Annotated in this window: 18 protein-coding genes; 6 read left to right on the top strand and 12 right to left on the bottom strand. The window is 58.9% G+C overall.

Translation table 11 applies throughout. The features are described from left to right. Nucleotides 1-120 precede the first annotated feature (120 nt). Nucleotides 121-336, top strand: coding sequence for a hypothetical protein (locus BW686_RS12405; protein WP_084917073.1), 216 nt, complete (start codon nt 121-123; stop codon nt 334-336). Here BW686_RS12405 and BW686_RS12400 read toward each other — a convergent pair whose 3' ends face one another. From BW686_RS12400 to BW686_RS12365, 8 genes are all read right to left on the bottom strand, one after another. After that, complete coding sequence (locus BW686_RS12400) at nt 337-1,362, bottom strand: nucleoside hydrolase (RefSeq protein WP_084917072.1); 1,026 nt, start codon at nt 1,360-1,362, stop codon at nt 337-339. It lies immediately after the preceding gene. 23 nt (nt 1,363-1,385) lie between these two features. Next, the gene (gene rbsD, locus BW686_RS12395; protein ID WP_084917071.1) at nt 1,386-1,790 is read right to left on the bottom strand and encodes a D-ribose pyranase; all 405 of its coding nucleotides are present in this window, start codon (nt 1,788-1,790) and stop codon (nt 1,386-1,388) included. Then, nucleotides 1,787-2,707, bottom strand: a complete 921-nt coding sequence (gene rbsK, locus BW686_RS12390) for a ribokinase (RefSeq protein ID WP_084917070.1) — start codon at nt 2,705-2,707, stop codon at nt 1,787-1,789. The genes rbsD and rbsK overlap by 4 nt, the downstream gene beginning before the upstream one ends. Nucleotides 2,708-2,737: 30 nt before the next feature. After that, nucleotides 2,738-3,754 carry a LacI family DNA-binding transcriptional regulator gene (locus BW686_RS12385; RefSeq protein WP_084917069.1) on the bottom strand — a complete coding sequence of 339 codons (1,017 nt, stop codon included), beginning with the start codon at nt 3,752-3,754 and terminating at the stop codon, nt 2,738-2,740. 1 nt (nt 3,755) lies between these two features. Continuing rightward, the gene (locus BW686_RS12380; RefSeq protein ID WP_084917068.1) at nt 3,756-4,748 is read right to left on the bottom strand and encodes an ABC transporter permease; all 993 of its coding nucleotides are present in this window, start codon (nt 4,746-4,748) and stop codon (nt 3,756-3,758) included. Further along, a complete protein-coding gene (locus BW686_RS12375; protein WP_084917067.1) occupies nt 4,745-6,298 on the bottom strand; it encodes a sugar ABC transporter ATP-binding protein in 1,554 nt (517 codons plus the stop codon). The genes BW686_RS12380 and BW686_RS12375 overlap by 4 nt, the downstream gene beginning before the upstream one ends. A gap of 54 nt (nt 6,299-6,352) precedes the next feature. Then, nucleotides 6,353-7,312, bottom strand: a complete 960-nt coding sequence (locus BW686_RS12370; RefSeq protein ID WP_084917066.1) for a sugar ABC transporter substrate-binding protein — start codon at nt 7,310-7,312, stop codon at nt 6,353-6,355. 198 nt (nt 7,313-7,510) lie between these two features. After that, nucleotides 7,511-7,735, bottom strand: coding sequence for a YgdI/YgdR family lipoprotein (locus BW686_RS12365; protein ID WP_084917065.1), 225 nt, complete (start codon nt 7,733-7,735; stop codon nt 7,511-7,513). 137 nt (nt 7,736-7,872) lie between these two features. Between BW686_RS12365 and BW686_RS12360 the strand changes: the two genes are divergently transcribed. From BW686_RS12360 to BW686_RS12350, 3 genes are all read left to right on the top strand, one after another. Further along, on the top strand, nt 7,873-8,124 hold the full coding sequence (locus tag BW686_RS12360; RefSeq protein WP_084917064.1) for a DUF1654 domain-containing protein: 252 nt from the start codon (nt 7,873-7,875) through the stop codon (nt 8,122-8,124). A gap of 4 nt (nt 8,125-8,128) precedes the next feature. Then, nucleotides 8,129-8,830, top strand: a complete 702-nt coding sequence (locus BW686_RS12355) for an endonuclease (protein WP_084917063.1) — start codon at nt 8,129-8,131, stop codon at nt 8,828-8,830. A gap of 235 nt (nt 8,831-9,065) precedes the next feature. After that, nucleotides 9,066-9,302 (top strand): DUF6555 family protein, encoded by a 237-nt coding sequence (locus BW686_RS12350; RefSeq protein WP_084917062.1) that lies wholly within the window; start codon nt 9,066-9,068, stop codon nt 9,300-9,302. Between the two features lie 53 nt (nt 9,303-9,355). On the opposite strand, the gene map is transcribed toward BW686_RS12350, so the two are convergent. The 4 genes from map to BW686_RS12330 all read right to left on the bottom strand — a co-directional run bounded on the left by map (nt 9,356) and on the right by BW686_RS12330 (nt 11,819). Then, the gene (map, locus tag BW686_RS12345; RefSeq protein WP_084917061.1) at nt 9,356-10,147 is read right to left on the bottom strand and encodes a type I methionyl aminopeptidase; all 792 of its coding nucleotides are present in this window, start codon (nt 10,145-10,147) and stop codon (nt 9,356-9,358) included. Beyond that, complete coding sequence (locus BW686_RS12340; protein ID WP_084917060.1) at nt 10,144-10,401, bottom strand: ParD-like family protein; 258 nt, start codon at nt 10,399-10,401, stop codon at nt 10,144-10,146. The genes map and BW686_RS12340 overlap by 4 nt, the downstream gene beginning before the upstream one ends. An 86-nt stretch (nt 10,402-10,487) precedes the next feature. Continuing rightward, on the bottom strand, nt 10,488-10,685 hold the full coding sequence (locus BW686_RS12335) for a hypothetical protein (RefSeq protein ID WP_084917059.1): 198 nt from the start codon (nt 10,683-10,685) through the stop codon (nt 10,488-10,490). Between the two features lie 102 nt (nt 10,686-10,787). Beyond that, nucleotides 10,788-11,819: an Ldh family oxidoreductase gene (locus tag BW686_RS12330; RefSeq protein ID WP_084917058.1), complete on the bottom strand. Its 1,032-nt coding sequence runs from the start codon at nt 11,817-11,819 to the stop codon at nt 10,788-10,790. A 219-nt stretch (nt 11,820-12,038) separates the two neighbouring features. Here BW686_RS12330 and BW686_RS12325 point away from each other — a divergent pair, with 219 nt between their 5' ends. Both BW686_RS12325 and BW686_RS12320 read left to right on the top strand, forming a co-directional pair. Beyond that, on the top strand, nt 12,039-13,070 hold the full coding sequence (locus tag BW686_RS12325) for a FecR family protein (protein WP_084917057.1): 1,032 nt from the start codon (nt 12,039-12,041) through the stop codon (nt 13,068-13,070). A gap of 218 nt (nt 13,071-13,288) precedes the next feature. Then, the gene (locus BW686_RS12320; RefSeq protein WP_084917056.1) at nt 13,289-13,678 is read left to right on the top strand and encodes a Fe2+/Zn2+ uptake regulation protein; all 390 of its coding nucleotides are present in this window, start codon (nt 13,289-13,291) and stop codon (nt 13,676-13,678) included. The last annotated feature ends 28 nt before the right edge of the window (nt 13,679-13,706 follow it).

Genomic DNA, 13,706 nt, shown 5'->3' with positions numbered 1-13,706 from the left:
ACTATGGGGACGATGTGTAAGTAGGCGTGTCAAAACGCGCCCGGAATGGTTTACTGCCAGTGACGCAAACGCCGGGAAGCGAACAGCGTCATGCGGGACCTTTGACTGGAGAACAGACACATGACAGCCATATCCATAGATGCGGACATAAAAGCCAAGTGGCCTCAGGGCCAGTGCTCGCACAGCCCGGGGAACCCGGAAGAACTGATGATCATCGCCGTCGACCTGCTGATCAAGGACCTGGGCACCGACGGTGCCCGGGCCTTCATCAGTCAGGTGCTTAGCCGATACCCCACGGCTGCGCACCTGACTGACAGCGCCATCAAGACTGCGTGATTACTTCAGTCGCGCCAGGCGCTCGGTCAGCAGATCGAAAAAGCCCTGCGCGTTGCCATCCTCGACCCAGAACACGTTCTGTGGCTGTTTGAGGGTGCCATACCAGTCAGCGACGGTCTGACCAAAGCCGATGCCTTCGCGCGTGTCGACCGCGAGATTGATCTGCCGACCGGTAAACAATTCAGGCTTGAGCAGCCAGGCAATGACACTGGCGTCATGAACAGGACCGCCGGGCAAGCCGTAATGCTCCATGTCCAGCTTGACGTACTCATTGAGAATCCCGTCCACCAGCTTGCCGGCATTGTTGCCCAGTGCCGCAATCTGCTTGAGACGCTGCTCGCTGGTGAGGATCTTGTGGGTGACGTCCAACGGCACGTAAGTCAGCTTCACGCCACTGGCCAGCACGATCTGCGCTGCATGAGGGTCGGCGAACAGGTTGAATTCGGCAACCGGCGTGATGTTGCCGCCGTTGAAGTGCGCACCGCCCATGACCACCACTTCCTTGATGCCCTGGGTAATCTCGGGAGCCTGCACCAGCGCCAATGCGAGGTTGGTCTGCGGGCCAAGCATGGCAATGGTGATGCTGTGCGGCTTGGCCTTGCTCAGGGTACGGATGAGGTAGTCGACTGCGTTGCCGTCGGCCAGACCTTTGGCCGGCTCGTGTACGGGTACGCCCGGCAGACCTTCCTGACCGTGGACATTCTCGGCATAGATCGGCGTGCGAACCAGAGGCTTGGGCGCACCGGCATACACTGGCACTTCTTCACGACCGGCCCACTCGCGCGCCAGCCTGGCATTGCGCGAGGTCTTGTCCAGCCGCACGTTGCCCGCCACGGTGGTGATGGCCATCACGTTCAGCTCTTCCGGCGAAGCCAGCGCCAGCAACAGCGCGACAACATCGTCCGCACCCGGGTCTGTGTCAATGATCAGGTCACGCTTTTCTGCCGCCTGCACGGCAGCGGTACTCAGGATGGACAACAGCAATGCTCCACGAATGAACTGTCTGGAAAACTGTATGAACGTCATATGAAACTCCCTTTCTTGAATAGCTAAAAGACAACTCCGGATACCAGCGCCAGATTGCTGTACGGCTGACACTCACCGGTACGAATGATCGCCTTGGCTGTGCGGCTCAAGGCTTTCAGTTCTTCATGGCTGACCCAGCGCTGCTGCCCCAACTGATCATCAAGGTTCAGGCTCTCGATAACCTGAAGGGCTGGCGGTTTGATCTCGGCCATTTCACTGGCCAGCACGTGACTTTCGACCTGCATTTCGCTCAGCACGACATCCAGCACACTGACGAAGTCAGGCACACCGCGGGTCAGCGCCAGGTCGATCAGCTCGACACCGGGCGGCACCGGCATCCCGGCGTCCACGATCATCAGAATGTCGCCATGCCCCAGCGAGGCGATCACGCGTGACAAGGCAATATTGAGTAACGGTGTTTTTTTCATAGCGAATCGAATTCCTGTACTTCCCCTGACGTCGGGATGGACGGTTGCGCGCCCGCTCGGGTGACAGAGATCGCTGCCGCCGCCTGACCGAAGCGGATAGCCTGCGACTCACTCTGCCCGGCGGCCAGCGCAGCCGCAAAACCGCCGACAAAGGTATCACCTGCAGCGGTGGTGTCCACGGCCTGTACACGACGTGCGGCAATATGCTCCACGCCGCCGGCACCGGCGAACAGCGTTCCGCGCTCGCCAAGGGTAATGATGACGTTGCGCGCACCGGCGGCCAGCATCGCTGCGGCAGCCTTTTCGGCAGCCTCGGGCGAGTCGACATCCACCCCGGTCAGGGTCTGCGCTTCGCTTTCGTTGGGGATCAGATAATCGATCAGACCGTACCAGTTCGCAGGCAAAGGCTCACTGGCGGGCGCGGGGTTGAGAATGACGGTCTTGCCCAGCTCATGGGCACGGGCCAAGGTGTGGAAGACGGTTTCGGTCGGCACTTCCAGCTGGCAGATAACGATCTCGGAACCCGCCAACAACGCGTCAAACCGATCAATCAGTGCAGGCGTCAGGCGACCATTGCCGCCTGCGACGATCACAATCGCGTTCTGACTGTCGGCATCGACCACGATCGAAGCAATGCCGGTAGAGACGCCGTCCACGACAGTCACGGCCTGACAGTCAATGTTCTCGGCCAGCAACGCTGCACGCAAGTGCTCGCCGTAGGCGTCCGCGCCCACGCAGCCGATCATCGCCACACTCGCGCCCAGACGCGCAGCCGCGACGGCCTGATTGGCGCCTTTACCACCGGGCACGGTGTCAAACGTCTCCCCACTGAGGGTTTCACCGGGGCGCGGCAGACGTTGGGCGCGGATCACCAGGTCCATGTTCAGACTGCCCACTATCACTATTTTTGCTTGCATGGCTTGTTTACTCATTGCTGGGCGTACGCGTCATTCGGGGGACGACATGTTTGGCGGCGCAGTGGACTCACGCACCACAACACATGGCGTCACGAGTCGTTTCTCGACAGGTGCTGCATGGGGAGCAGCAATTCTGCACAACAGCATCTCGGCTGCGGTCTCCCCCAATTGCATGATGGACTGCCCCACCGTGGTCAGCGCGGGATAGACGTAGCGACTCATCTGGATATCATCAAAACCGATCACCGACAGCTGCTGAGGCACACGAATCGAACGTTCGGCCGCAGCACGCAGCACGCCAATGGCGATGACGTCGTTGCCGGCAAAGATCGCTGTCGGTGCCTGCCCGGTCAACAACTGAACCGCTGCGTCGTAACCGGCGGAACTGGTGAACGGGCTGTGTACCGCCCACCCTTCGCCGACCTCCAGGGAGGCCTGCTGCATTGCACGTCGATAACCCGTCAGACGCATCTCGGCGACCATGCTTTCGCGTGGCCCGCCGATGCAGGCAATGTGCTTATGGCCGAGGTCCAGCAAATGCCGGGTCGCGAGATAAGCGCCCTGCTCATGATCGATGCGGACCATATCGGCATCGATGCCTTCAAGCTCACGGTCGACGATCACCAGCGGTGTACGTACGTCGGTCAGGCCGGAGGTGATACTGACATCACCCGCCACTGACGAGACAATCAAACCGTCCACGCGCTTCTCCAGCAGCACACGCAAGTAGCTGCGTTGCTTCTCCGGGTTGTCGTCCGAATTGCAGAGGATCACGCAAAAACCGTTGCGCTCGCAATAATCCTCGATGCCTCTGGCCAGCTCGGCGAAGTACGGATTCATGCCATTGGGTATCAGCAAACCGATGGTAGAGGTGGTCTTGGCCTTCAGCGACCGCGCAACGGCACTGGGAACATAATCCAGTTGCGCAATCGCCGCCTCGACCTTGAGCCTGACCGGCTCGCTCACCGGCCGGGTCTTGTTCAGCACGTGAGAAACCGTGGTGTACGAGATCCCTGCCAGCGCCGCTACATCCTTGATGGTCGCCATATCATCCCTGGCGCCGTGCCCGGTGGCTGCGGTAGGTGTCCAGCACCACCGCGATCACGATCACCGCGCCGGTGATGATGCGCTTGGTCGGCTCGGTCGCACCGATCTGCGCCAGACCTGCTGCAAGCACCGAGATGATCAACACGCCGAAGAACGTGCTGATGATCGAACCGCGCCCGCCCATCAGGCTGGTACCGCCAATCACCACCGCCGCAATGACTTGCAGCTCAAGACCGACACCGGCATTCGGATCGGCGGCTTCCAGTCGCGATATCTGAAACAGCGCGGCCACACCGGCCAGCATGCCCATCAGCGAGAACACCAGAATCTTGTAGGGCTTGGGATTGATCCCTGCCAGACGTACGGCTTCTTCGTTGGTGCCGATGCCGATCAGGTAGCGACCGAACACTGTGCGGGTCAGCACCGCCTGGGCAACGATGATGACGATCAGGGCGATGATGAACGACGGCGCGATGCCAAAAGCGATCGGGTCAGACAGCCACGCGAACGAGTCGCCGATGTAGGCCGTGCGCGAGTTGGTCATCTGATAGGCCGCACCACGGGCCATTTCCAGTACACCGAGGGACACGATGAACGAGGGAATGCGCCACGCCACGGTGATGGAGCCGGTAATCGTACCGGCCAGGGTCGCACAGGCAATCCCCAGCAATGCGGCCGGAAACACACTCCAGCCCCACCCCAGAATCGCCACACTCACCGCCGAAGCGGCCAGTGCCAACACCGAGCCGACCGACAGGTCGATGCCACCGATGATGAGGATCAGTGTCATCCCGACAGACAGCACCATCAGGTCGGGGATCTGGTTGGCCAGCATGCTGAACGTTTGATAGGACAGGAAGTGATCGCTGAGGAGGGAGAACAGCACAATCATGACCAGCAGTGCGCCCGCCAGCCCGATGTAGGTGCCGAGGCCGAAATAATTGCCGCTGCGGCGAGCCGGCACTGTCTGCGTCGGGGAAGGAGTCGTTTTCATGAGTTGTTCCTGGGCGCCGCATCGTCGAGCAGCGCATCACGTTTCTGATAACCGGCGAAGGCAGCGGCCAGCAATTGGTCCTGAGTCCAGCTGTCACGCTCGAACGTGTCGATCAGGCGACCGGCAGACAGCACGCCGATACGGTCGCAGATCAGCATCAGCTCGCGCAGATCGCTGGAAACCACCACCAGTGCCCTGCCCTGGCGGGTCAATTCGGCCAGCAGTGCGTAGATATCGAACTTGGCGCCGATGTCGATGCCACGGGTTGGCTCGTCGAACAACATGACCGGGCAATCACGCTCCAGCCAGCGACCGATCACGACCTTTTGCTGGTTACCGCCCGACAGCTCGGAAACCAGTTGGGTCGGACTGGAGCTGCGAATACGCATGGCAGCGACTTGCCGCTGCGCCAGCTTCAGCTCTTCATCGGCATTGACCACGCCCGCCCGGGAAATGGAATGCATGTTGCCCAATGCAATATTGGCGCTGATGGATTGCGACATCAGCAGCCCTTCGCTCTTGCGGTCTTCGGTGATCAGCGCAATACCATGCTCCACGGCGTCAGCCGGCGAGCGAATGGTGACCTTCTGCAACGGCTGACCGACTTCAATGGCACCGCTGTCGGCAACGTCGGCACCGTAAATCAGGCGCAGCAGCTCGGTTCGCCCGGCACCGATCAGACCGGAAATACCAAACACTTCGCCGCGTCGCACGTCGAACGATACATCCTGAACCTTGCCGGCACGGCTGAGGCGCTTGACTGACAGCGCCACTTCGCCAATCTGCCGAGCCCCCATATCGATGTGTTCACCCAGTTCACGGCCAACCATCAGCGTGACCAGTTGCTCGCTGCTGTAACGAGCGATCGGTTCGACGCACACCAGCTTCCCATCGCGCAGCACTGCGATGCGCTGAGAGACCCTGGCAAGCTCTTCAAGACGATGGGAGATATAAATGATCGAGACACCACGGGCCTGCAAGCGCGTGATCTGCTCGAACAGCATCTCTACCTCGCGCGAGGTCAGCATGGCGGTGGGTTCATCGAGGATCAGCACGTGGCAGTCGCCGATCAGGTTGCGGGCAATTTCAACCATCTGCTGATGGCCGATACCCAGCTGCCCCACCAGCGTATCGGGATCAATCGCGTCCAGCCCGACCTGAGCCATTGCCTTGATAGCATTTTCACGCAGGCGCTTGCGGTCGATCCAGCCGGCACGGCGTGGCAGATTGTCGAGAAACAGGTTTTCAGCGACGGTCAGGGTCGGCAGCAGGTTCAGCTCCTGCATGACCATGCGAACGCCAAGCTTTTCAGCCTGGGTGCGACTCGCCGGTGCATAAGGCTGCCCCTGATACTCCATGTGCCCGGTGGTAGGCGTTACCAGCCCACCGATGATTTTCGACAAGGTGCTTTTACCGGCACCGTTTTCCCCGGTCAGGGCCAGCACTTCGCCACGCATCAACGTCAGGTCAACGTCACCGAGTACGGGTTGAGCGTAAGTTTTGCCGATGCCACTGACCGAAAGAACAGCTGTCTGAGCAGACGCTGACATACATTTCTCCCAGCGCCTGTCCGTGTCAGGACAGGCGCCTTTACGCGGCGTGGATCAAGGTTTGGTAACGAGTTCTACTGGCGTTTCGATAACGCCTTTTTCGTTGCTGTCGACCTTCTCGCCTTTGACCAGCTTCAGCGCAGCTTCGATACCGAAGACCGCTTGCTTTGCCGCGAACTGATCAGCCGTGGCCAGCACTCGACCGTCCTTGAGCATCGGTTTGATCGCGTTGATGTTGTCGTAACCCACCACCATGACCTTGCCGGCTTTGCCTGCTGCGCGCACGGCGGAAACGGCGCCCAGCGCCATGCTGTCGTTACCCGCCAGCAACGCCTTCAGGTTCGGGTATTCATTGAGCATCGCCGAGGCAACAGCGTTGCCCTTGTCGATTTCCCAGTTGCCGGACTGCGTGGACACGACTTTCATTTGTGCTTTGTCCATCGCGTCCTTGAAACCGGCGCTGCGTTGCTGAGCATTGGTGGTGGTCGACACGCCTTCGATAATGCCCACCTCGTCGCCAGCAGTAAGTTTTTTGGCCAGGTAGTCGCCTACCAGTTCAGCGCCCTTGCGGTTGTCAGGGCCTACGAAGGGGATTTGCAGGTTTTTGCTTTTCAGCACATCGGGATCGAGCTGGTTGTCGATGTTGACGACCTTGATACCGGCGTCCGTGGCTTTCTTGAGCACTGGAACCAGCGCTTTGGAGTCGGCAGGTGCAATCACCAGCGCATCGACCTTGGAAACGATCATCTGCTCTACGATACGGATCTGTGCAGAGGTGTCGGACTCATCCTTGATCCCGTTGGAGATCAGGTCGAATTCGTTGGCGTGTTCTTTCTGGTAGGCCTTCGCACCGTCTTCCATCGTCAGGAAGAATTCGTTGGCCAGTGACTTCATGACCAGCGCGACCTTGGGTTTTTCCGGGGTCTGGGCATATGCAGAAGCGAGGGGCATGACTGCCGTGACGGCAGCAAACATGGCGACAGCGAGAAGGCGTCCAGCGAATGGCAGCTTCATGAGTTCATCTCCGATCTTGTGATTATTGTTCGGGCGAACGACGCAGGGTCGATGCGGAGCATCGACGCGCAAACGTTTGCGAGGAGCGAACTATGGAAAATGCTTAAGGGTTTGTCAATCCACCGGAAATGAAATTTGCGTGCGCTGATCGTTCCTCATACAGCATGGGAACGATCAGTTTTGAACGGGCAGACTCCATCAATCTTCCGGTCTGACCGTGGCCACGTCGTCGGCCTTGATTTTGATCGTCTTGCCGGAAATGTCCTCGAACTCATAGAAACCATCCCGCGTCTTGGTCTTGGGCATGTCTTTGGTCACGTACTGCGTGCCATTCTGCAGGGTGACCACAGAAGGTGTGGAGCAACCGGCCAACAGCACAACGGCTGCGGCCAGCAGCGGAAATGTCAGTGGTTTGATATTCATGCATGACTCCTTGCGCGTTACAGGATTTTTTCGAGACGACAGTGTGCCACTCAAGGCGCTTTATCCTACATAGATGTTGCGAAAGATCCCACTCTGAAATACTGTATGCCCGTACAGCGACTTGAGGGAATTTTTCCGTGGCAAAACAAACCGCAGCGACCCCTTCCACTCCCGGCCCTTACGAGCGCATGGGGATGCGGGTGCAGAAAATCATCAACTCGCCCACTGCGCAGAAATCCAGGGCTGCCCTGCTGTTTCGTCAGCCTGACGAATCGGAAGACGACTGGGCGCAGCTCCTTGAAGAAATAGCCGAGAACGATAATGTCACCCTCGCCTGGCGCGATGACGGTGGCGTGCAAATATTCTGGACATTGCCGAAGGAAGATTGACGGCATGACGTTTAGATTTTCTACCCTGTTTTGCACCACCCTGCTCATCACCGCGTCATTCACGACCCAGGCCGATGCCCCACGCACGTTCAGTGAAGCGAAAAAAGTCGCCTGGGGCCTGTATGCGCCACAATCGACCGAGTTTTATTGCGGCTGCAAATACTCCGGCAAACGGGTCGATCTCGCTGGCTGTGGCTATGTCCCGCGCAAGAGTGCCAAGCGCGCCAGCCGGATCGAATGGGAACACATCGTGCCGGCCTGGCAGATCGGCCACCTGCGCCAATGCTGGCAAAATGGCGGACGCAAGAACTGCACGAAAAATGATGCCGTCTACAAGCGCGCCGAAGCCGACCTGCATAATCTGGTGCCCAGCATTGGCGAGGTGAACGGTGACCGCAGCAACTTCAGTTTTGGCTGGGTTCCCGAGAAAAAAGGCCAGTACGGCTCCTGCCTGACCCAAGTGGACTTCAAAGCCAAAAAGGTCATGCCCAGGCCTTCGATACGCGGCATGATCGCCCGCACCTACTTCTATATGAGCAAGCAATACAACTTGCGTTTGTCCCGCCAGGATCGCCAGCTTTATGAAGCCTGGAACAAGACCTACCCGCCTCAGGTCTGGGAGCGCCAGCGCAATCAGCAGGTCGCCTGCGTCATGGGTCGTGGTAATGACTTTGTCGGGCCGGTTGATCTGAAATCGTGCAAATAATACGTGATCGGCGCAGAAAGACTTCGTTCGGATTGCCTGAAAACGCCTGATGCATGCATTTGAATAAGCGAAAAGCCCACTCATCGGACAACTGATAAGTTAGCCGTTGAGTGCAGCACTTTTCGTTCTAGGCTATGGAACGCAGCCACCTGATTAGAAAGGCTTTCTGACCCAGGCACTGCTACCGACAGGTCTCATTCAATACGGCGAGACATAAGCCTTCAGGTAGAGAACGATGAATTATCAAACGGAATTTGAAATTTACTACCAGTTCAATGGCGAGCCACGGTGCTTTCTGCATCAGACGAGGCAGCTCTGTCAGAATGATGCGCTGCATTGCGCAACGCTGCACGCCGGCGTCGGAACGGTCAGTGGCAATATCTCTGCAGGCCCGTTGCGCACCGCCACGCTGCAAGCCAAAAGCTTAGGCGTCACGCAAGTACACTGGAAAAGGGCTTTGCCTGAGTATTGAGGCTTTTTCTGCCAGTCAAAAATAATGGCCTCCGTAGAGGCCATTATTCATGGCTAGACCGCAGGGTAATCGCCCGTACCGTCAGGCCAGGGCGTCAGCAGTTCGAAGCCGTCTGCAGTCACTGCAACCATGTGCTCCCACTGCGCAGAGAGTGAAAGATCGCTGGTCAGCACCGTCCAGCCGTCCGGCAGCGTCCTGGTGCCTGCCTTGCCGGCGTTGATCATCGGCTCGATGGTGAACACCATGCCCTCTTTCAACCGCAGGCCTTTGCCTTGGGCGCCGTAATGTAAAACCTGGGGCTCTTCATGGTATTTGCGGCCAATGCCATGCCCGCAATATTCGCGTACCACACTGAAGCCTTCACGGTGCGCCACGCTCTGGATGGCATAACCGATATCACCCAGCGTCGCCCCCGGGCGCACGGCGTGAATGCCGGCGCGGGTTGCTTCATAGGTCGTCTCGACAAGACGCTTGGCCAGCGGGCTGACCTCGCCCACCAGGTACATGCGGCTGGTATCGCCGTACCAGCCATCCTTGATGACCGCGACATCGATATTGACGATATCGCCATCCTTCAGAATGTCCCTGGCCGAGGGTATGCCGTGGCAAACCACCGCATTGGGCGAGATGCAGGTGGTTTTGGTAAAACCGTGATAACCCACATTCGCGGGGATCACTTTCAGCTCTTTGACGATGTATTCATTGCAGATGTCATCGAGCGCCTCGGTGCTGACACCCGCCTTGACGTAAGGCGTGATCATCGCAAGCACATCCGCGGCCAGTCTTCCGGCAATACGCAACTGCACGAGGTCCTGCTCGGTCTTGATACCGATTGAGCTGCTCATGAGGCGGCCTTGGAAAAGTGTGAGTCAGAGCGCTCTGAAACGTTGAAAGTGGAGGCTGTCAGCACCGTGTCACCTGTATTTTCGATGCGAATCAGCATCTGGCAGATTTCGCTGTAATTCAGTGCAGGGTGCAGTTCAGCCAGCATGCCGATGCGCATCCAGTGCTCAGCCTGCGCATTGATGGAACGGCTGAGCGCAACACTGGCGGAGCGCAGGTTGGCGTGCATATTTTCAGAAATTTTTACCAGGCCCATGTTCACCTCATATTGAATATACGAATCATATACGCTTCATATACTCACAGGCAACACGAGGCTTTCCGGGGTTGACCGCTGGCCCCCTATTCCATGACGCCCGCCTGCCGATACTCGCCGCCTGAGCGGGCTGTCGAAATGGCAATGGACACCTCGGGCTCGTAGGCGTTGAACTGGCGCAATGCAGCCGCCAGCCTCAGGAAATCCTCACGCTGCATTTCGTTGAGTACGCAGAGCGTGCGATGTTGTTGGGCAACCGTGCTTTGCACTGAGTCAAGGGACATGACAGACCTCATTCGTTCTTTACTGTTCATACATACAGTATTTAGATAAGCGTCCCGGCACAATACTGATCACGACGAATGGTCAGTGAATATGTAAATGGATCAATCGCCAGCCAGTACCCGCAATCGCTCGAGATCAGCCTCGGCGACGGGAATACCGTGGGCCATCGAGCTTGCACGCTCAAGGTAACGTCGATCACCGGGCAGACGCTCCTGCCCTGCCCCGTGAAGCTGTCGTACCAGTTCTTCGCTACGCTCGGCAAAATGCTGACCGCTGCCTTTGTCGGGATCAATGACGATCAAGAGCTGGCCTGTCCAGGGTGTTTGCGCACCGGGATGTCCCGACCAGTCGAACCCGAACGAGAAGTTGCCACCTGTAAGTCCCGCCGCCAGCAGTTCGACCATCATCGACAGCGCAGACCCCTTGTGCCCGCCGAAAGGCAAAAGCGCTCCACCATCGAGAATCGCATGAGGGTCCTCGGTGGGTCGCCCGGCGCGATCAACGCCCATCCCCTCAGGCAGCAATCGACCTTCACGGGCCGCTATCTGCACGTCGCCATGTGCAATGGCGCTGGTTGCCAGGTCAAAAACGATGGGCTCGCCGCCTGTACGCGGAGCTGCGAAGGCAATCGGGTTGGTGCCGAACAAGGGTTGACGCGCACCGTGAGGCACAACGCAGGTCATGCTGTTGACCATGCTCAGGGCGACCAGATTCTGCTCGGCGAAAGGCTCGACGTCCGGCCATAGCGCCGCAAAATGGTGAGAGTTGCGAATCGCCAGAATGGCAATCCCGGCACTGCGCGCCTTGTCGATCAGCAACGGTCTGGCCGCCGCCAGCGCCGGCTGGGCAAAGCCGTTGCCCGCATCGACCCGGACAAAGGCGGCCCCTACATCTTCGACTGCCGGCACGGCCTTGCCGTCCACCCAGCCGCTGGCCAGTGAAGACAGATAACCGGGTATTCGAAAGATGCCATGACTGTGCGAACCGTCGCGCTGGGCGCTGGCGCAGTTTTCAGCGAGCACACCGGCCACCTCTGGCGAGGTGCCGTGCGCAAGAAAGATGCGGCGCAACAGGTCTGTCAGTTGCAGGAACGAGACAGTTGAAACAGGCTCATCGGCAGTCGTCGCGCGCATCTGAAGCTCCCGGTAATGGCATTGACGTGAGAAATCGCACGCCCCGAGAGTAGCGCTCCGGCCCCGGCAACACTACTCCCCTGTGCCTGTCTGCCGTGTATGAGAGCGGCTTGCATTCACAAGGAAATACATCGTGCGCTGATGCGTAATCGCCAGCGAATGTTCTCTCTCCATGAAATCCGAGGGTAGAATGCGCCAACGGTAATGGCCGGAGCGCCCATGAGCGACCCTCTCTTCAGCAAGGCAGAACACGATGCAATCACCGATGCGGCTGCGCATTGGTGCATGCGACTGCACGCTGATGACTGCACGGACGCAGAACGAAAAGCCTTCGATGAGTGGCTGGCGGCGCACCCTCTGCATGCGCGCGAGTATCAGGCAATGAACGAGGTCTGGGACATGACCGGGCAGCTCGAACCGCTCAACCCTGCCCCGCGCGTTTCCATCGAGGCAGCGCAAGCCAATCCGGCCCTGCCACGGCGCAAGCGTCGCCGGGTCTGGCAGGTGGCCGCTGCGGCGGCGGTCATTGCGCTGGCCATGCCAATCGCGGGTTATGTGGGCTGGTATCAGGGCTGGTTGCCGAATACTTATGAATCCTACAACGCCGGCGCCGCCACCCGCCTGGTGGTCCTGGCTGACGGCAGCCGCGCAGAACTGAACCTGGGAACCCAACTCACTTACGCCCATTACCGCAACCGACGCAGTGTCACACTGAAAAACGGTGAGGCATTCTTCGAAGTCAGCCATGACAGCGCACACCCGTTTGTGGTCGATGCCGGACAGGGCAGCATCGAGGTCACAGGAACACGCTTCAATGTGTGGATGTATCAGGATCAGGTGCGCGTAACGCTGGTCGAGGGCTCGGTTCAGGTCAGCGGCGACCGCACGCACCCCGCGTCCAGCCAGCGCCTCGACCCCGGCATGCAGGCGAGCTACAAAACCGGAGACGATACCCCACTGATCAGCCAGACCCCTGCACAGGACGCGAGCCTGGCGTGGCGCAATGGCAAGCTGATTTTCAATGACCTGCCGCTCAGCCAGGCGCTGCCCTTGATCAATCGTTACCTGCCAATGCCTATTTTGCTGGCTGACACGGCCACGGGTGCCGTGCGCCTGGGCGGCAGCTACAACACCCACGACCTGTCGAACCTGCTGGTGTCTCTGCCCAAGGTGCTGCCGGTCTATGTGACCCACAATCAAAACGGCAACCCGGTGCTCAACCGTCGCCTGTCCGACACACCCAAGGGCTGACCTCAGGCGCAGGCAGAACGACGCTGCCCCCCTCTAACAACCGGATGAACCACCTGCGTCGCCCCGCTGCCTTCATCTATCCTGAACCCTTCAATCGCCGCGACACGTATGTGGACGTCGGCCCGACCCTTTTTTTCATCCAGAAACTGAGGTTTTGCCTTCCTCGTTCGTCTTAGTAACTGAGAGTGTTTAAAAAAAGCCTGAAAAGGAGTTTGTGGATGTTCAATCGCCAAGGAATCACGACTCGCACTTTGCTGCGGCAAACAGCGCTGGCCGCGCAGTCACAGTCGCCTGCCCTGGAGACCGAGCGGCCCGGCAATGAGCACATCCGGATGCTGCTGAAAAGCTTTGGCCTGCGCACAAGCCTGGTCAGGCTCAAGGTGCTGGATGCGCTTCTGGTATCCAGCGAAGAAGGCCAGCCGCTGGGGGTACGAGGTGTACACAGCCAACTGCTGAGGCTCGATGTGCCGCTTTCATTTCTGAGCGTGCGCGAAGTGCTGAAACGTTTGTGCGATGAAGGTGTGATCAACCTTAACGATGACAAGACTTACAGCCTGCATCCTCGCGCCCGGGAATGGCTGGGTGACGCGAAAGCTTCGACGCAATGAACCGGGGTTGTCACACCCCTGATCGTCA

The sequence above is a fragment of the Pseudomonas syringae genome, assembly GCF_002157375.1.
Lineage (GTDB): Bacteria > Pseudomonadota > Gammaproteobacteria > Pseudomonadales > Pseudomonadaceae > Aquipseudomonas > Aquipseudomonas syringae_T.
Note: the sequence above shows the minus strand (reverse complement) of the source record. Positions and strands in the feature narration are given on the sequence as shown.

Bases quoted from the DNA above. Each gene is read 5' to 3' on its own strand.
- rbsK (WP_084917070.1), bottom strand. From the start codon at position 2,707: ATGCAAGCAAAAATAGTGATAGTGGGCAGTCTGAACATGGACCTGGTG.
- BW686_RS12355 (WP_084917063.1), top strand. From the start codon at position 8,129: ATGACGTTTAGATTTTCTACCCTGTTTTGCACCACCCTGCTCATCACC.
- BW686_RS12335 (WP_084917059.1), bottom strand. From the start codon at position 10,685: ATGTCCCTTGACTCAGTGCAAAGCACGGTTGCCCAACAACATCGCACG.
- BW686_RS12325 (WP_084917057.1), top strand. From the start codon at position 12,039: ATGAGCGACCCTCTCTTCAGCAAGGCAGAACACGATGCAATCACCGAT.
- BW686_RS12405 (WP_084917073.1), top strand. From the start codon at position 121: ATGACAGCCATATCCATAGATGCGGACATAAAAGCCAAGTGGCCTCAG.
- rbsD (WP_084917071.1), bottom strand. From the start codon at position 1,790: ATGAAAAAAACACCGTTACTCAATATTGCCTTGTCACGCGTGATCGCC.
- BW686_RS12365 (WP_084917065.1), bottom strand. From the start codon at position 7,735: ATGAATATCAAACCACTGACATTTCCGCTGCTGGCCGCAGCCGTTGTG.
- BW686_RS12340 (WP_084917060.1), bottom strand. From the start codon at position 10,401: ATGGGCCTGGTAAAAATTTCTGAAAATATGCACGCCAACCTGCGCTCC.
- BW686_RS12375 (WP_084917067.1), bottom strand. From the start codon at position 6,298: ATGTCAGCGTCTGCTCAGACAGCTGTTCTTTCGGTCAGTGGCATCGGC.
- BW686_RS12370 (WP_084917066.1), bottom strand. From the start codon at position 7,312: ATGAAGCTGCCATTCGCTGGACGCCTTCTCGCTGTCGCCATGTTTGCT.
- BW686_RS12320 (WP_084917056.1), top strand. From the start codon at position 13,289: ATGTTCAATCGCCAAGGAATCACGACTCGCACTTTGCTGCGGCAAACA.
- BW686_RS12380 (WP_084917068.1), bottom strand. From the start codon at position 4,748: ATGAAAACGACTCCTTCCCCGACGCAGACAGTGCCGGCTCGCCGCAGC.
- BW686_RS12330 (WP_084917058.1), bottom strand. From the start codon at position 11,819: ATGCGCGCGACGACTGCCGATGAGCCTGTTTCAACTGTCTCGTTCCTG.
- BW686_RS12400 (WP_084917072.1), bottom strand. From the start codon at position 1,362: ATGACGTTCATACAGTTTTCCAGACAGTTCATTCGTGGAGCATTGCTG.
- map (WP_084917061.1), bottom strand. From the start codon at position 10,147: ATGAGCAGCTCAATCGGTATCAAGACCGAGCAGGACCTCGTGCAGTTG.
- BW686_RS12385 (WP_084917069.1), bottom strand. From the start codon at position 3,754: ATGGCGACCATCAAGGATGTAGCGGCGCTGGCAGGGATCTCGTACACC.
- BW686_RS12350 (WP_084917062.1), top strand. From the start codon at position 9,066: ATGAATTATCAAACGGAATTTGAAATTTACTACCAGTTCAATGGCGAG.